The sequence below is a fragment of the Leuconostoc inhae genome (genome assembly GCF_019656015.1).
In the GTDB taxonomy this organism is placed as follows: Bacteria; Bacillota; Bacilli; order Lactobacillales; family Lactobacillaceae; genus Leuconostoc; species Leuconostoc inhae_A.
In genome coordinates this window covers 68,227-85,359 of record NZ_BPKW01000009.1, presented here as the reverse complement: position 1 = coordinate 85,359, position 17,133 = coordinate 68,227, and the positions used below count along the sequence as shown (strand labels likewise).

The window sequence follows — 17,133 nt, the reverse complement described above, 5'->3', positions numbered from 1 at the left end:
TTTAATTACCGTCCCAAATACACATAAAGATAAACTGCATAAGCAAAGATTCCTGTTCCAGCTATTAATAGTAGCCAATTCCACCAGGTCAATCGACCACCGACCGAGTTATCACGCATAATTTTTTTCTTATCGGCATCTGATAAATGGTTATCTTCTACAATACGCTCGGTTAGTTGTGTTCGATTAAAATCATTTTGTGCTTGCTTACGTGCAGCCACATATGATTTTTTAACATCATCATCTAACTGGTTGTACCACTTAGTCCAGTCCTTGTACTCTTGTAAAATGGTTTCTGTATCACCGTATGCACGCAATTCGCCATATTGAATCCACATTGTTTTATCTGTAAATTCTTCTATTTGACCCAAGGCATGTGAGACAAAGAAAATTGTCTTGCCGGCTGCTTTGAACTCTTTCATTTTGTTCAATGCTTTACGCGTAAATGTTTGATCACCAACTGACAATGCCTCGTCAATAATCATAATATCAGGATTTTGATGCACCGCGATTGCAAAACCTAGCTTTGAACGCATGCCTGATGAATAATTTTTAACTGGTTGCTTGATAAATTTACCTAATTCAGAGAACTCTGAGATATCATCAATTTGATTATCAATTTCTTTGTTCGATAGTCCCATCATCAACGATTTTAAACGTATATTTTCTAGTCCTGTCAAATTGTCACGTAAACCATCCCATACAGATAAAAGAGATGTTTTTCCTTTAAGAATTAAACGTCCAGATGTTTCCATCAGCGCCCCGCTTAAAATGTTAAGTAACGTTGACTTTCCAGAGCCATTAACCCCAATAACGCCAACAACATCCCCTTCAAAAACATCAAAAGAAATGCCCTTAAGTCCCCAAAATTTTTCTTTTTTAGACTTCAAAGGATTCAAGATAGCTTGAATTTTTTCGTTACGCGACGTACCCATATCATATTCTTTAGTAATATATCTACCACTCACCTTTAATGGTGCGCCAGAAACATTTTCATTTCCAGGCAAATCAATTTGTTTAGCAATAGACACTGGTAAGAACGGTTCATTCAACCCACGTGGATCAGTAGGTGTGTAAACAGTTTTTTGGCTATCTTCAGTCATGTCTTTCCTCCGACAAAATATCAATGTGTGAAAAAGTCACAACACTATATTATACCCTATTTATAGGCAAATAGTCCAAACATCACACGTGCATTTGTTTATGGATAGACTTGATATAACAACATTAAATGAACATTATATATCAAAAAACACTTTTTAACAGCAACCGATTAAATCAATTTTCATACTCATCCGTCCACAAGACAACTTCTTTTGTTGCTAATGATGCGGGCACATCAATGATTCGTTGATTAGATGATCCTTTAAATCGCAGCTTTAAGTTCATCAATGCCTGAACAAAGCGACCATCAACTAAAACATCAATTTCTTGCAATAATGCCTTTTTGTCGGCCGTTTCGGCCATTAATTCATCCCATGTGTAACCAGTCCAAGACCAAATATCTTTTGTATCACCAAATTCAGCGCGTATGCGTCGTGTTAATTTTAATGCTACTGCTGTATTTAAAAACGGCTCGCCACCCAATAACGTCAGTCCTTGTACGTAGGAATGACTTAAATCAGCAATGATTTGGTCTTCCAATTCTTGTGTATATTCAGTACCGTAATGAAAATTTTGAGCAACCACATTATAGCAACCTGGGCACAAAAATTTACAACCAGATAAATATATTGAACACCGTACACCTGGGCCATCGACCATAATGAAAGGCTTATAATCAGCCACATAATTAAGTGACAAATCATCTGACTGCCATTCTTTACTTTCTGGCACTGTGATACCATTAGCTAACTTACTTGACATGTGTTTGAGCAACCTCCGATTGTGACATATTCTTCACACGCGACGCAATTTCAACATGACGGCCATGAATCATTGGACGGGCCTGTGGATTACCGAGGTAACCACAAGTTCTTTTAACCACATCACACGTTTCTGGATCGTGATTACCACACTCAGGACAACAAAATCCGCGTGCTGTCGGTTTAAAATCACCTTCAAAACCACATTTAAAGCATTTATCAATTGGTGTATTGGTCCCCAAATAGCCTACATGATCATAAGCAAAATTCCAAACTGCCTCAAGAGCCGCTGGATTTTGACGTAAGTTTGGATATTCACAATAATGAATAAAACCGCCACTCGCATATTTTGGATAAGCTTCCTCAAACAATAACTTTTCAAATGGATTTGGATGCTTACGTACATCATAATGAAATGAATTCGTATAGTAATCCTTATCCGTGATATCAGGAATCGCACCAAACCGTGCTTTATCGAGTTCACAAAAGCGATCAGTTAACGATTCAGCAGGTGTTGAATAGACAGAATAGTGATAACCATCTTCTGCCTCCCACTCTTGGCAAGCAGTATGTAATCGTCGTACAATTTCAACTGTGAAATCATGCGCTTCTTTATTACTTTCCCACTTTGGGCCGAAGAAATAAGTCCCTACTTCATATAAGCCAATATAACCCAAAGACAGTGTCGCACGTCCGTTTTTAAACAGGGTATCAACGTCGTCATCATCACCAAGCATCTTACCAAACGCGCCATTTTTATATAAAATTGGCGCGTTTTCAGGAATGGCTTCTTTTGTTCTAGCAAGTTTAAATTTTAATGCCTGCTTCGCCAAGGCTAATCGCTCATCTAATATGTTCCAAAATTGTTCTCTACTGCCATGTGATTGCAAGGCAATACGCGGCACATTGAGCGTTACAACACCAAGGTTCATCCGTCCCTCATTGACTTCAACGCCTTGCTCATTTTGCCAACCTTGTAGAAATGAACGACATCCCATTGGTGCTTTGAATGAGCCAGTTAGTGCCACAATTTTTTCGTAATTTAACACATCAGGATACATTCGTTTTGAAGCACATTCAATGGCTAATTTTTTAATATCGTAATTAGGATCTTCAGTAGTCATATTCACACCGCGTTTCAATGAAAAGACTAGTTTTGGAAAAATAGCTGTTCTATGATTGGGTCCAATACCTTTTATTCGTATGTCGAATATCGCCTTTTGAATTTCTCGTTCAATCCAATTTGTTCCTAAACCAAAACCAAGCGTTGTGAAAGGCGTTTGACCTTGCGCTGAAGCAAGTGTATTAATTTCATACTCTAACGCCTGCATCGCATCATAAATGTCTTTTTTTGTGGCATTGTCTGCGTAATCTTGGCGCTTATCTGTTTGAACATACGTGTTGGCATCCTTAAGATGTTTTTGATAATTCATCTCGGCATACGGTGCCAATAATTCATCTGCACGGTTAATTGATGTGCCACCATACTGAGATGATGCCACATTGGCTATAATTTGCGCCATTTGAGCGGTTGCCGTACCAATTGACTTTGGTGGTTCAACTTGCGCATTACCCATTGTATACCCAGATTTAAACATATAATCAAAATCGACCAAACAGCAGTTCGTCATTGGTCCAAGAGGCGTGTAATCTAAATCATGCCAATGAATATCGCCTCTTAAATGTGCTTTTGCGACACTTTCGGGCATCATCGTCAAACCTTTAGACTTACCAATCATACCAGCAGTTAAATCGCGAAATGTATTGAACACATGTGAATCTTTGTTAGCATTTTCATGCATTGTTTTATCATCTTGATTGATTAATGATTTAAGCTTATTTTCTGGATTGATCGCCTGTAACCATGCTTGCTCATTTGACATATGCCTTGCTTGAAAAGCTTCAGCAGCCTTGGGTGAACGTGTTTCTAATTGCGTTAGAATCGTTTGATAAATTATTTGTGTGGTCACATTAGGTTGTTCTGCTATGGCCATCACACTGGTCATAATCGCTTCATAATCATCCCTCTCAATATCAAGTGATTCAAGAACAAGTGCAATTTTGTATGGTCGAAATTGTACTGCCTCACCAGATTTTTTCGTAATTGTTGTGACTAAATTAATTGTGTTCATGTATATGGATTCCCCTTATTCTATACAAAATAATATGCGTGTTATGATAATTAATTCACATCAGTTGTATGGCTGTATTTAGAATTATGCGCGTTTTAGGGGGTAGATGTCAAACACCTGTTCTATGTATAAATAGACATTATGATTAACCTATTTACTTAGGTATATTACCAGTAACGACAGTTTTTTCACTGTTATTCACCTTTATAGATCATCAAGTATTTATTCATTATTTTTTGTAAGTATTATCGCAAATGCTATCTTACCAGCTGTTATTATCTGATTAACATGCTCAATACTGCATAAGCATTAATATAACAGTTTCTTTACAATTTTTATTTTAATGAATTGAAAACACTCAATCGTGTCTTAATTTTTTTTGCACAAAAAAAGCAAACGCTTTACATCTGCTTAAAAAATAATTAAAGTTTAAAGAAATAGCTTCTATTTGGACCTCTTTTGAAAACATAACAAAACCTCTGAGTTTGATTTTCTCCAACTCAGGGAGTTCAGTTCAGTTGCATTTTATATTATTTCTTTTACAATCACTGCATTAATCGCAACAAACTAAAATTAACATAAATTTTATTACGCTTCTTAGTCACATCACTTTCAACTAGTTTCAATTTTTCTAGCTCATTTAATGCCACTCTAGCTGTAGCCGGTGTTACCGCTAACACATCACTAAGATGTTTGGCACTAATCCATGGTTGCCCAAAAGTAACAAACCAAGCCTTTTTAAGTGTTTCTTTACGATCACCAATGATTTCAAGCCCATCTTGACTTAATTTCGTGATAGCTATCAATTTGTTCAACAATGAATCAGTCATACGATCACTGACATCTAAGAAAAAATTGATCCAACCAAACCAGTCTGCATTATTGCCGCGAATACCATTCAAAAAATTATAGTATCGCAAGCGTTCTTTTTCCAATTCTTCACTAACAAAAAATACAGGCTTATCAACCAAGCCATCAAGCATTGTACTAAATACAATTAACATACGCCCAACACGACCATTGCCATCCAAAAACGGATGAATAGACTCGAATTGTGCATGTAAAATTGCTGTTTTAATAAGTGGATCTGTCGCCTCATCAAGAACAATTTCATTATCACTAACAATGACGTTATCAAAAGTTCGATGATGTTCACCATTAATAAAAAACTCAAGATTAGCCATGTAGTTCGCGATTTCGTTTGCTGCGACTGGAATGTAGGTTGCATGCTCAATTTTATTATCTGGCCCTATGAAATTTTGTATTTTACGATACTCACCACGTGCTGACGTTGTACCACGCGTACCGCCTGCCATTAGTGTTTCATGAATTTGTTGAATAAGTCGTGTAGAAATTGGATTACCCGCACTAATTAGATCAATACCTAGAGATAATGCGTGTCGATAATTATCAACTTCGATTACTTCTGACCGTTTTTTCTTTTTATCTTCATCATCAATCATATCTGCAAAAGTCACCTGAGTCCCCTCAATACGCGTTGACTGTACAGATTCATTTAGTGCGAGTAACTGAATCAAATGAGAATCGACAATTGAATGCTCAAGTTCTGAATTCAGCCGTCCAATCTTTGATTTAATGACGGCTACTTTTTTGTATAATGTCAAAGCCTGCTGCGTTGTTACAACAGGTGGCAATAACTTAATGCCTTGTATTGCTACCATAACTTATACCTCCAATATCATGCTATAAGTATATAATACACTTTATAAGATAAAAATTCAATTATATTATCTTATAAAGTGTTTACGCACGCAACTATTTTTCAAACATCATTATCCGCGCACTTATTAACAGAAAAAGAGCAGTCTCAACTAGAGCCTACTCCTATTTTTTAAAACTCAAGTCCCCAAGTAGATTTTTTAGATAATACTACCACTGGAAACGTTGTTATACTAATGTTTAACCTTCACCTTGAATCAATTGAGATCCCAATTCATAGTTATGCGAATAATCAACCGGAATATCCACCACAACTGGTCCTTGTGTTGCAAAGGCTTCATCTAAGACTGCATCCAAATCAGCAGGTGTTGTCACTCTTAAGCCTTTGGCGCCAAATGCTTCTGCATATTTGACTAAATCAATATTGCCAAAATCAACACCGGCAGATTCGCCATCATATTTCATTTCTTCTTGGAATTTCACCATATCATAATGTGCATTATCATTCCAAACAATATGAACAGTGTTTAAATTCAAACGCACCGCTGTTTCTAATTCCATCGCTGAGAAGAAGAAACCACCATCACCTGAAACTGAAACTGACTTAGCATTTGGACGAACCATCGCTGCAGTCATTGCCCATGGCAAACCGACGCCTAATGTTTGCATGCCGTTTGAAATCAAGAAGTGACGTGCAACATACGACTTGAAATGACGTGCCATCCATATATAATGTGAGCCAATATCAGTTGAAACTGTCATATCATCTGTTACATGTGCTTGAATTGACTTGATAACTGTCAATGGGTGATTCAAGTTACCTTCAGCCGGCGTGTAAGTTGGTTCATTTGACAAGCGAAGATCTGTTTTTAAGTCATGCAACGTTTGTTGGCTGTCATCTGGTAATTGATAACCAGCAATACGTTCTGTTAATAAGTCGATACTTTGTGACAAATCACCAACAAGTTGGCGTTGCGGTACAAAATTATTATCAATTTGTACAGGCGTTGTATCCAATGCAACAATGTTTAAGTTGTTTTCTTTATTCCAGTTACGTGGTTCATATTCAATAGCATCGTAACCTAAAGTAATCACTAAATCAGACTGTTGCAGTAACTTATCGCCAGTTTGATTACGGAACAAACCAATTCTACCAAAATATGATGCTTCTTCTAAATCACGTGAGATAACACCAGCACCTTGGAATGTCTCAACAACAGGCAAAGAAACCTGATTAAGCAGTTTATGCAAAGACGCAACAGATTCGTCATCTGATGCACGCGCACCGACCAACAAAACTGGTAACTTAGCTTGTTTAATTGCGCCTGCTAACCAGTCTAAATCTACCAACGAAGCGGCACCTTGTTGTGCCATTGGCACTTGTGCCAACGCGTTAATATTAACGGGCGCGTCATCAATATCTTGAGGCAATGACACGAATGCAGCACCTTTTTTAGCCCCATTAGCTGCTGCAAAAGCATTAGCCAAAATTTCTGAAATATTATTAGGATCTTGTACTTCGGAACTAAAGTTAGTAATTGGTGTAAACAAAGCCACGGAGTTTGTCGATTGATGAGTTAATCGGTATAGATCTTTACGTTGCACTTGCCCACCAATAGCTACGACTGGATCACTTTCAGCATTGGCTGTCATTAATCCGGTCACTAAATTACCAACACCGGGACCAGAAGTTGCAATCACAACACCTGTTTTACCGGTAATACGAGCAAAAGCTTGCGCCATAAAAGCAGCATTTTGTTCATGACGTGCTACGATTAATTTAGGTACTTTTTGACCTGCTTTAGGATGCTCTAATGTTTCAAATAAGCGATCTATTTTGGCACCAGGAATACCAAAAACCAAATCAACGCCATGGTTAATTAAACTATCAGCGACAATATCTGCACCATACTTTTGTTCTGACATAATATATTTGAGCGTGCATTGCGTGTCTTGATTAAACGAGACAAAGCAAGAACATTTAGCTACGCTCATTTCCTCCATATTTTTTTCGATACCCATATCATAGCACTATTTACTCACTCATTGCCAATTAAACATTGTGAAGTTTATCTCTATATCAACGTTTTTGACTTCACAATCTGATTTTTAACTTTATACCGCACTAAAAAAGAGCAACCATTACAGGCTACTCGTTTACAAGTCATATTAATCACTAAATTCGAAGACAAAGTCTGAGTCACTAATACGAACGTCATCCCCGTCTTTAGCGCCTGCTTTACGCAGTGCATCATCAACGCCCATATGTCGCAACTGACGACCAAAACGCATAATTGTTGCATCACGTTGGATATTGGTCATCAAGAATAGCTTCTCAACTTCTGAACCACCAATGATCCATTGCTCACTCTCTTCAGACCACACAACAGTAAAGTCATGATTTTCTGGTTTAAAGTCATATGTCTTTTCGTTAGCAATGGTCTCATCTACTGGACGATAACTTTCAGGTGCAGGTGCTGTTGCCAACATATCTGCTGTTAATCTCATTAGCTCTTGTGTACCATCTCTAGTCAAAGCTGAAATAGGAACAATCTTTGGTTGCATAGGCAGACCAGATTCAGCGGCTACTTCTTTTTGGAATTGCACTAGATTGTCATCAGAATCTGGCATATCCATTTTTGTTGGTACGACAATTTGTGGTCGATCCAAAATCGTTTCATCATATTGTTGTAATTCATCCAATATTTTACGATATTGTGTGTACGGATCTGTCCCCTCAACACCTGACATATCTACTAAATGCAAAACAACTTTGGTTCGTTCAACATGTCGTAAGAATTGAAATCCTAGTCCAATACCCTGTGATGCGCCTTCAATTAATCCAGGCAAGTCGGCCATAACAAAATCACGTTCATCATCTAAACGCACCATACCAATATTTGGTGAAAGCGTTGTAAAATGATAGGCCGCAACTTTTGGTTTGGCATTTGAAACAACAGATAGCAACGTTGATTTACCAGCTGATGGAAAACCAACCAAACCAACATCGGCTAAGACTTTTAATTCTAACTTTAAATTCCGAATAATCCCTGGTTCGCCATTTTCTGATAACTCAGGCGCTGGATTAGCAGATGTAGCAAAGTGAATATTACCACGGCCACCACGGCCACCTTGAGCTACCAAAAGTTCTTGTCCGTTTTCAAGTAAGTCACCTAATACTTCACCAGTATCAACGTCTTTAACGGTTGTGCCTTGCGGTACCTTGATGTAGCGGTCTTTAGAAGATGCACCTGTCATCCCTTTTGTGCCACCGTTACCACCAGGTTGTGCCTTAAAGTGACGATTATAACGAAAATCCATTAACGTCCGTAGTCCTTCGTCTACTCTAAAGATAATTGAGCCGCCACGACCACCATCGCCACCAAATGGGCCACCCATTGCTTCGAACTTTTCATGACGGAATGAGACGATACCGTCGCCACCTTTTCCGGCTTTTACTTCAATTTCTGCTTGATCTACGAATGCCATAGTCGTTAGAGCGCAAGGTATAAAAAGGATGTACTCAGTTAGAAAATGATAATTCTTCTGACAGACACATCTTTAAACAACACCAAACGCATTTTCTCCTTGTCTGCTCACACATGTGAGCTTGCGATAATTTAATACTCTAGTTTAACACAAAATGCAATATAGTGCGAATGCATAGTAGCTTAATAGCTTGTTACTCACCTGTTTTCAAACTCATATGAATGACACGAGCCAATTTTTCATTAATGCCTATTGCCTGCAATTCTGTCATTGATGCGGCAGTAATTTTGGGTAATGAGCCAAATTCACGTAGTAATTTTTGTCTCGTTTTTGGTCCAACACCACTAATTGTATCTAAACGTGATGCCAACGAATTTTTACCGCGCAATTGTCTATGAAAATTGATAGCAAATCGATGCACTTCTTCTTGAACACGTTGAATTAAAAAAAATCCTTCTGATTGTTTGTCAAGAACAACAATTTTTTCAGTTTTACCATCAATCAAGTCAGCCGTCTTATGTTTATCATTTTTTACCATTGCAGCTAGTGGCACATGCGTTAATCCTAATTCATCTACCAAAACCTCTTTAGCAGCATGTAACTGAATTTCGCCACCATCCATCAGAATTAAGTCCGGCATCGTGCCGCCTTCTTTTAAAAGACGTGAGTAACGACGCCGAATGACTTCTTGTGTTTCTGTCCATTCATCTGCATGATCAACCGATTTAATTTTATATTTGCGATATAAATCTTTATTGGGTATCCCATCATCAAAAACAACCATGGCACTCACTATTTCAACGCCTTGTGTGTGCGAGTGGTCAAATGATTCAATACGATGCCCCATTGGAATATGCAATGCCTCTGCAATTTCTCGCATAGCCCCTGTTGTTTTTTTCTCATTTAATTGCATGAGGCGAAATTTTTCTTCTAGAGCGATACGTGCATTCTTTTTTGCCAAATCCATTAAATCACGTTTTTCACCACGCACTGGCGTACGCACTGATACTGACAAAATTTCAGTTAATGCAGCAATATCTATACCATGTGGCACAAGGACTTCATGTGGTTTTTGAATATTACGTTGTGAATAAAATTGCTGAATAAAATTCATCATTTCTTCATCTTCTGTACCAACAACTGAAAATGTTCGTTTAAATTGCCTAATCAACCGGGCTTGCCTTAAGAAAAATACTTCAACTGTCATCCAACCTTTGTCCAAGTAATAATTGAATAAATCTCTAGGTGTTGTGTCTTTAGACAAAACACGCTGACTTTCAACAGTTTCATCAATATACTTCAATTGATCTCTCAAATCCGCTGCACGCTCAAATTCTAAGATATCAGCGGCAGCTTTCATTTTTTCGGCAATAACCTTCTTAACTGTTGCTGTGTCACCATCTAAAAAATGTTTGATACGATCTATTTGTTCGTCATAATCCTGTTTTGATACGTCATGCCAACAGGGCCCTAAGCATTGCCCCATATTGTAATACAAGCACGGCCGCCCCTGATAACCATTGCAACGACGCAAAGGATAATTTTTTTCTAAAAATCGTAGCGTCTCTTGTGCTGCATAGACGTTTGGATATGGCCCAAAATAAAAGCCACCATCTTTTTTAACTTCATTAACTAATGCCATCTTAGGGTTACGTTCTTTAGTGATCTTAATATAAGGATAGCCTGTCCCATATTTTAAACGGATATTGTAATACGGCTTATATTTTTTGATTAATTCATTTTCTAACAAAAAAGCTTCTTTATCAGAATTTGTAACAATAAACTCAAAATCAACAATATTTTGAACTAGTTCAGCTGTTTTACCATTATGCTCTTGTTTAAAATAAGAGCGCACGCGGTTTTTTAAATTTTTAGCTTTACCAACATAAATAATTTTGCCATTTTGATCTTTCATTTGATATGACCCGGGTTCTGCTGGGAGCAACGCGAGTTTTTGTTCAATGTGTTTTGACGGATTTGCTAACATGTTTCTATTATACCAAGCTATACAAGTATTTGTTCTAAAATAAAAACACGCGTTCGCGTGTTTTTGATATCGTCGCTATCAGGCTTTATGTTGCAAAGCTGCACCGATAAAATCACGGTACAAGCCTTCTGGTCTTTCTGGACGAGATAAAAATTCTGGATGATATTGTGCTGCCACAAAGAAATCATTTTTTGGATACTCAATAACTTCCATTAGACGATTATCTGGTGATGTTGCTGAAAATACCATACCAGCAGCTTCAAATTCTTCACGGTACGTTGTGTTGAATTCATAACGGTGACGATGGCGTTGTTGAACTTCTGCCACATTATCATATGCTTTGGCTGTTAATGTATTTGGTACCAACATGGCTGGATAAAGGCCTAATCTTAGCGTACCCCCAAGATTTTCAACATCTTCTTGATCCTTCATCAAATCAATAATTGGTGCTGTTGTTTCAGGATTTAATTCAGTTGAATTCGCATCAGCATATCCCAAAACGTGTCGGGCAAATTCAACTGAAGCTAATTGCATGCCTAAACATACCCCTAAGAAAGGTATATTAGATTCACGCGCATAACGAATCGCTTCGATTTTACCTTCTGTTCCGCGCTCACCAAATCCGCCTGGTACCATGATACCATCGATACCCGAAAGCAACGTTTGCACATTTTCGGCTGTCACAGTTTCTGACTTAATATGCTTGATAGTCACATCTGCTTCTTGTGCATAACCTGCATGTTTCAATGCTTCATTAACAGAAATATACGCATCTGGCAAATCTGTATACTTACCAACTACAGCAATATCAACCGACTTTTTTGGATTTTTGATGCCTGTAATCATTTTTGACCAGTCAGCCATATCAGCTTTAGGCGCATCAATCTGTAATTTATTCAAAACAACATCATCCATACCTTGCGCTTGTAAATTAAGTGGTATTTCATAGAGTGTTTCAACATCACGAGATTCAACTACTGCTTCTGGACTGACATCTGTGAAAGTAGAAATTTTCTTGATTAAGCTCTCTTCTAAAGGCTCTGAAGTGCGTAGAACGATCATGTCAGGTTGAATACCCAATGATCTTAATTGCGCGACAGAATGCTGTGTTGGCTTTGTTTTAGCTTCACCAGCCGCTGTAAGATAAACAATCAGGCTCGTATGAATATAAAACACATTGTCACTGCCAAGATCAGATTTCATTTGACGTAATGCTTCAATAAACGGCAAACTTTCAATATCACCAACTGTGCCACCAACTTCAACAATAACAACATCAGCATCTGTTGATTGGGCAGCTTTTTTCATTTTATCTTTAATCGCATCTGTAATATGTGGAATCACTTGAACAGTGCCACCATTGTAGTCGCCACGGCGTTCCTTGGCTAGTACTTCTGAATAGATACGTCCTGTCGTGACATTCGAATACATATTCGTATTAATGTCCATAAAACGCTCATAATGGCCCATATCTAAATCAGTCTCTAGCCCATCACCAGTTACGAATGTTTCGCCATGTTGATAGGGCGACATTGTGCCAGGATCAATATTAATGTATGGATCTAATTTTTGAATCGCAAGCTTTAGCCCACGGTTTTTTAGCAATCGACCAAGTGATGCTGCCACAATGCCCTTGCCCAATGATGACACAACGCCACCGGTTACAAAAATATACTTAACTTGCTTATCTGCCATGATGCCTCCTCATGATTCAGCGCAGCCGCGCTCGCAACGTTTCAGGGGTAAAAATAAATTAGAAAAGCTCCCAAGCTGAACTTGGGAGCTTTTAACGTCTGTCCCATTAAATGGGAGCCCTAATATATACTACAGATTTAACTTGTTTTTGTCAAATTTTTTCAACAATTATTGAAAAATCAGCGTTCAATTAATTCGTCACACGTTTAAATACTGTAATACTTTCAACATGTGTTGTTTGTGGGAATTGATCAATTGGTTGTACAGCCCCATCAATTTTAAAACCTTCAGCTAAAATTTGAACGGTATCACGTGCAAGCGTAGCTGGGTTGCAACTGATATAAACAAATGTTTCGGGCTTCATAGCGCTCACAGCAGAAATCAATTCAGCTGTCAGTCCTTTACGTGGTGGATCCACGAAGACAACGTTTGGTTTCAACCCATCTTCGGCCCACTTAACCATCTGTTCAGGCGCATCAGCTGTCACAAATTCAACATTGTCGATATGATTGTTTTTAGCATTTTTCTCTGCATCTTCGACTGCATCTTCAACAACTTCAACGCCATAAATTTTCTTAACTTTATCAGCAATAGATAAGGTTATCGTCCCAATACCAGAATAGGCATCAACTACAATATCAGTCTTTTTCAAGCCAGCTTTTTCAGCAGCAAGTGTATATAACGTAGCTGTAGTCTGTGGATTCACTTGATAGAACGAATTTGGACCAATCACAAAATCCTTGTCCATTAATTGGTCATGAATGTCATTAGCACCCCAAATCGTTTCATTCCACTGTCCCATGATGACATTTGTATCATGATTATTAATATTGTGGATAAAACTCTTTAATTCAGGTAGTTTTGCCTGCAAGCGTGTTGCAATTTCTTCTGCATCAGGTAGCTTTTTTGTGTTTGTCACAATCACAACCATTAATTCATGTGAATAATAACCGCGACGTGCCATAATATGACGAACAACACCCTTATTTGTTTCTTCATCATACGCAGAAATACCTAAATCACGTAAAATATCACGTGTCACAATCACTGCTTCATCAACTTTAGGATCTTGAATATAAAAATCTTCAGTCGGCACAAGTTTATGCGAACCACGACGATAAAATCCCGTCTCTAACCGACCATTAATCAATTGCACAGGCACTTGTGCTTTGTTACGGTATTTTGTTGGATTTGCCATGCCAAGCGTAGGTTTAACATCAACGGCAACATTAACTTTTTTGAACATTTGCTCAATTTGATGTTGTTTAAACGTTAACTGCGCCTCATATTTCAAGTTTGCCAATGGTGCAATTCCTGTAGTAATAGCCACTTGATCAACATTTTCAGCACGATTTGGTGATTCTTGTACCCGTGTAACGACACGTCCAAACGCATAGTTTTTTAGAACTTTGGTAATACTGAGATTAACTATCTCACCAGGAATAGCATCAACTACGAAAATAGGAAAGTTATCAATTTTGACAACACCCATACCTTGGTAGGTGATATCCATCACTTCCCCTTGAATTTCTTGATTCTTTTTTACTGGTACTGCTGTTTTGTAAACACGATTAGCTTTTGCCATATGTTTTAACGGCATACACTATTAATTATAGTACACCGTATCTCCTTTTCTTGGGTTTTTAGACACCCACTGTCAACCTTATTTAACGTCGAGTTTTTCGACGTCAGCCACAAATTTTTTCTTAGTTGTATCTGAAATAGTCGCTGTTTCTTCCATACCCGAACGATTTGCAACAAATTCGATGTGCTGTTGCAAATCCGTAAACACCATCGGTGCATCTCCGCCATATTCGCCATCTAAATTGACTTTTAACTGATCTTCGTCCAAAGGTATAATTTCCACTTTATTTGTTTTTTTATAAATCATGTGTGGGTTATCAATATGCTTGCCACCATTTAACATTTGAGCAACTATTTGTAAAATTTGAGCTAAATTGGATTCTTTGATAATCAGTAAGGTAAACTTACCATCATCTAATTTAGCATCAGGAACAATTGTCTCAAAACCACCAACAGAATTTGTTAATGCTAAAAAAATCATTGAAATTTTACCAGAATATTCACCAGTGTCATAGGTAACTTTAGCATTAACTGGTTTTATTCGTGTAATAAGCTCTGTGCCTTTAACAAGATAGGCCAAGTAACCGTACAATGACTTCATCAAAGATGGGACCGCATATGTCACTTCACTAATTGTTCCAAGCGCTGCAATGTTCATAAAATACTTCGATATGCCTGCTTGATCAATTTTTCCAATATCCATTTTAATGGTTTCATGCTGAAAAATAATTTTAGCTGCTTCCAGTGGCTCATCACGCGGTAATTTTAACGCACGTGCATAATCATTTGTTGTGCCGGCTGGAATAACAGCCATCATAGGACGTTTGGGTAATGGCGCTAACCCATTAACGACTTCGTTGATCGTACCATCGCCTCCAGCTGCTACAATCAAGTCAAATCCAGCTTTGGCTGCACGTTGTGCTTCTTTGGCAGCAGACATCGGTTCTGGTGTTGTAGCAAATGCTGACGTTTCATAACCAGCAAGCTCATAGGTATGCAAAATAGCTAGCATTTCCCGTTTAATTGCCTCACGACCAGATGTTGGGTTATAAATAATTCGTGCTCTCATTTTAAAGTGTAATATAGCTACTTATAGCTACCGATCACGTTACCGTGTCACACTATCCTTTCATAAAACTATGTACACAGGTATAAACCTGTATAAAACATATGCCGTTTATTGTTTATCAACACATTATAAATTGTGACATTAAAATTATTAGTACTTAACGTTTAGCTAATTCTTCTAATAACATGTTATTCATGACACCAGGGTTTGCTTGCCCCTTTGACATTTTCATTAATTGACCAATCAGATAACCAGTTGCACGATCTTTGCCACCCTTAAAGTCCTCAATTGATTGTGGATTATTATCCAAAACCTCAGTAATCCAACCCAATAAGATTGCGGGATCACTAATTTGTACCAAACCATTCTTCTTAGCAAATGATTCTGGTTCTTCACCTGCCATAATTGCTTCAAAAACCTGCTTGGCTTGTTTTGTTGAAATTGTACCAGCTTCAATCAACTTAATCATACCAGCCAAGTGCACTGGTGTTAATTGCGTATCCTGTAATTCAATTTGATGCTTATTCATAAAGGCATTAACATCACCAATTAAATAGTTTGCTGCACGTTTTGCATCAGCGCCTGCAGTAACCGTTGCATCATAAAAATCAGACATCGCAAGCGTTTGTGTCAATACTTCCGCATCATATGCTTCAATACCTAAATCTGACACATAATCACGTTGACGATCCCCAGCTGATTTTGGTAATTCATCAGCGACTTTTTGAATCCACGCGTCATCAATCGTGATTGGTGCCAAGTCTGGTTCGGGGAAGTAACGATAATCATCCGCACCTTCTTTAACACGCATCAAAATAGTTGATTTAGTTGGTTCATTATATCGACGCGTTTCTTGTTGAATCACACCACCAGATCGTAACACTTCGGCTTGGCGTTTTTCTTCAAAAATCAAAGCATTACGCACGTAGTTAAATGAATTAATATTCTTCATTTCAACTTTTGTACCATACTCAGATGAACCAAATGGTCGAATCGAGATGTTAACATCCGCACGCATTTGGCCTTCTTGCATTTTAGCTTCTGAAATACCAGTAAACAAAATAGCTTGTCGTAATTGTTCTAAATAGGCATAAGCTTCCTCAGGAGAAGCAATATCTGGTTCAGAAACAATTTCGATTAAGGGTGTGCCTTGACGGTTTAAATCAACATAAGAATAGCCATCTGCACCGTGTGTATTCTTACCGGCATCTTCTTCAACGTGCATTTCTTTAATACGAACACGCTTAACTGTGCCATCAGTCAATGTCACATCTAAATAACCATTTGTTCCAAGCGGTGTTTGCGATTGCGTTGTTTGATAGGCCTTAGGATTATCAGGATAAAAATAGTTTTTACGATCCCAACGAATGAATGGCGACACAGTTGCATGTAAAGCAAGTGCAGCACGCATACCAAATTCTATTGCCCCTTTGTTAGCGACAGGCAAAACTCCTGGATAACCAAAATCAATGACATTGGTATTTTCATTAGGTTTATCACCATAATGTACTGGTGACGGTGACATGAGCTTTGAGTTCGTTTGCATTTCAACGTGGACTTCAAGTCCTATAGTCGTTTCAAAATTTCCTGTTGCCATAATTTTAGAGTCCCTACTATAACATGATTGTATAT

General features: G+C 37.9%; 11 protein-coding genes. All 11 read right to left on the bottom strand.

Annotated features, from left to right (window positions below):
* Window positions 1-5: 5 nt before the first annotated feature.
* The gene (locus tag K5Q14_RS06775; RefSeq protein ID WP_220735069.1) at window positions 6-1,103 is read right to left on the bottom strand and encodes an ABC transporter ATP-binding protein; all 1,098 of its coding nucleotides are present in this window, start codon (window positions 1,101-1,103) and stop codon (window positions 6-8) included.
* A 175-nt stretch (window positions 1,104-1,278) separates the two neighbouring features.
* Window positions 1,279-1,866 carry an anaerobic ribonucleoside-triphosphate reductase activating protein gene (nrdG, locus tag K5Q14_RS06770; RefSeq protein WP_220735068.1) on the bottom strand — a complete coding sequence of 196 codons (588 nt, stop codon included), beginning with the start codon at window positions 1,864-1,866 and terminating at the stop codon, window positions 1,279-1,281.
* Entirely contained in the window at window positions 1,856-3,997 is a 2,142-nt protein-coding gene (nrdD, locus tag K5Q14_RS06765) for an anaerobic ribonucleoside-triphosphate reductase (protein ID WP_220735067.1), read from the bottom strand. The genes nrdG and nrdD overlap by 11 nt, the downstream gene beginning before the upstream one ends.
* A 545-nt stretch (window positions 3,998-4,542) precedes the next feature.
* Window positions 4,543-5,679, bottom strand: a complete 1,137-nt coding sequence (locus K5Q14_RS06760; protein ID WP_220735066.1) for a Fic family protein — start codon at window positions 5,677-5,679, stop codon at window positions 4,543-4,545.
* 238 nt (window positions 5,680-5,917) lie between these two features.
* Window positions 5,918-7,603 carry an acetolactate synthase AlsS gene (alsS, locus tag K5Q14_RS06755; RefSeq protein WP_220735065.1) on the bottom strand — a complete coding sequence of 562 codons (1,686 nt, stop codon included), beginning with the start codon at window positions 7,601-7,603 and terminating at the stop codon, window positions 5,918-5,920.
* Between the two features lie 243 nt (window positions 7,604-7,846).
* Window positions 7,847-9,166 carry a GTPase ObgE gene (gene obgE, locus K5Q14_RS06750; protein ID WP_220735064.1) on the bottom strand — a complete coding sequence of 440 codons (1,320 nt, stop codon included), beginning with the start codon at window positions 9,164-9,166 and terminating at the stop codon, window positions 7,847-7,849.
* Window positions 9,167-9,359: 193 nt separating this feature from the next.
* Window positions 9,360-11,153, bottom strand: a complete 1,794-nt coding sequence (gene uvrC, locus K5Q14_RS06745; RefSeq protein WP_220735063.1) for an excinuclease ABC subunit UvrC — start codon at window positions 11,151-11,153, stop codon at window positions 9,360-9,362.
* 78 nt (window positions 11,154-11,231) lie between these two features.
* Window positions 11,232-12,848, bottom strand: a complete 1,617-nt coding sequence (gene pyrG, locus K5Q14_RS06740; RefSeq protein WP_220735062.1) for a CTP synthase — start codon at window positions 12,846-12,848, stop codon at window positions 11,232-11,234.
* A gap of 190 nt (window positions 12,849-13,038) precedes the next feature.
* The gene (gene rlmD, locus K5Q14_RS06735; RefSeq protein ID WP_220735061.1) at window positions 13,039-14,433 is read right to left on the bottom strand and encodes a 23S rRNA (uracil(1939)-C(5))-methyltransferase RlmD; all 1,395 of its coding nucleotides are present in this window, start codon (window positions 14,431-14,433) and stop codon (window positions 13,039-13,041) included.
* Between the two features lie 78 nt (window positions 14,434-14,511).
* The gene (locus tag K5Q14_RS06730; protein WP_220735060.1) at window positions 14,512-15,501 is read right to left on the bottom strand and encodes a diacylglycerol kinase family lipid kinase; all 990 of its coding nucleotides are present in this window, start codon (window positions 15,499-15,501) and stop codon (window positions 14,512-14,514) included.
* 157 nt (window positions 15,502-15,658) lie between these two features.
* On the bottom strand, window positions 15,659-17,098 hold the full coding sequence (gatB, locus tag K5Q14_RS06725; protein WP_220735059.1) for an Asp-tRNA(Asn)/Glu-tRNA(Gln) amidotransferase subunit GatB: 1,440 nt from the start codon (window positions 17,096-17,098) through the stop codon (window positions 15,659-15,661).
* Between the last annotated feature and the right edge of the window lie 35 nt (window positions 17,099-17,133).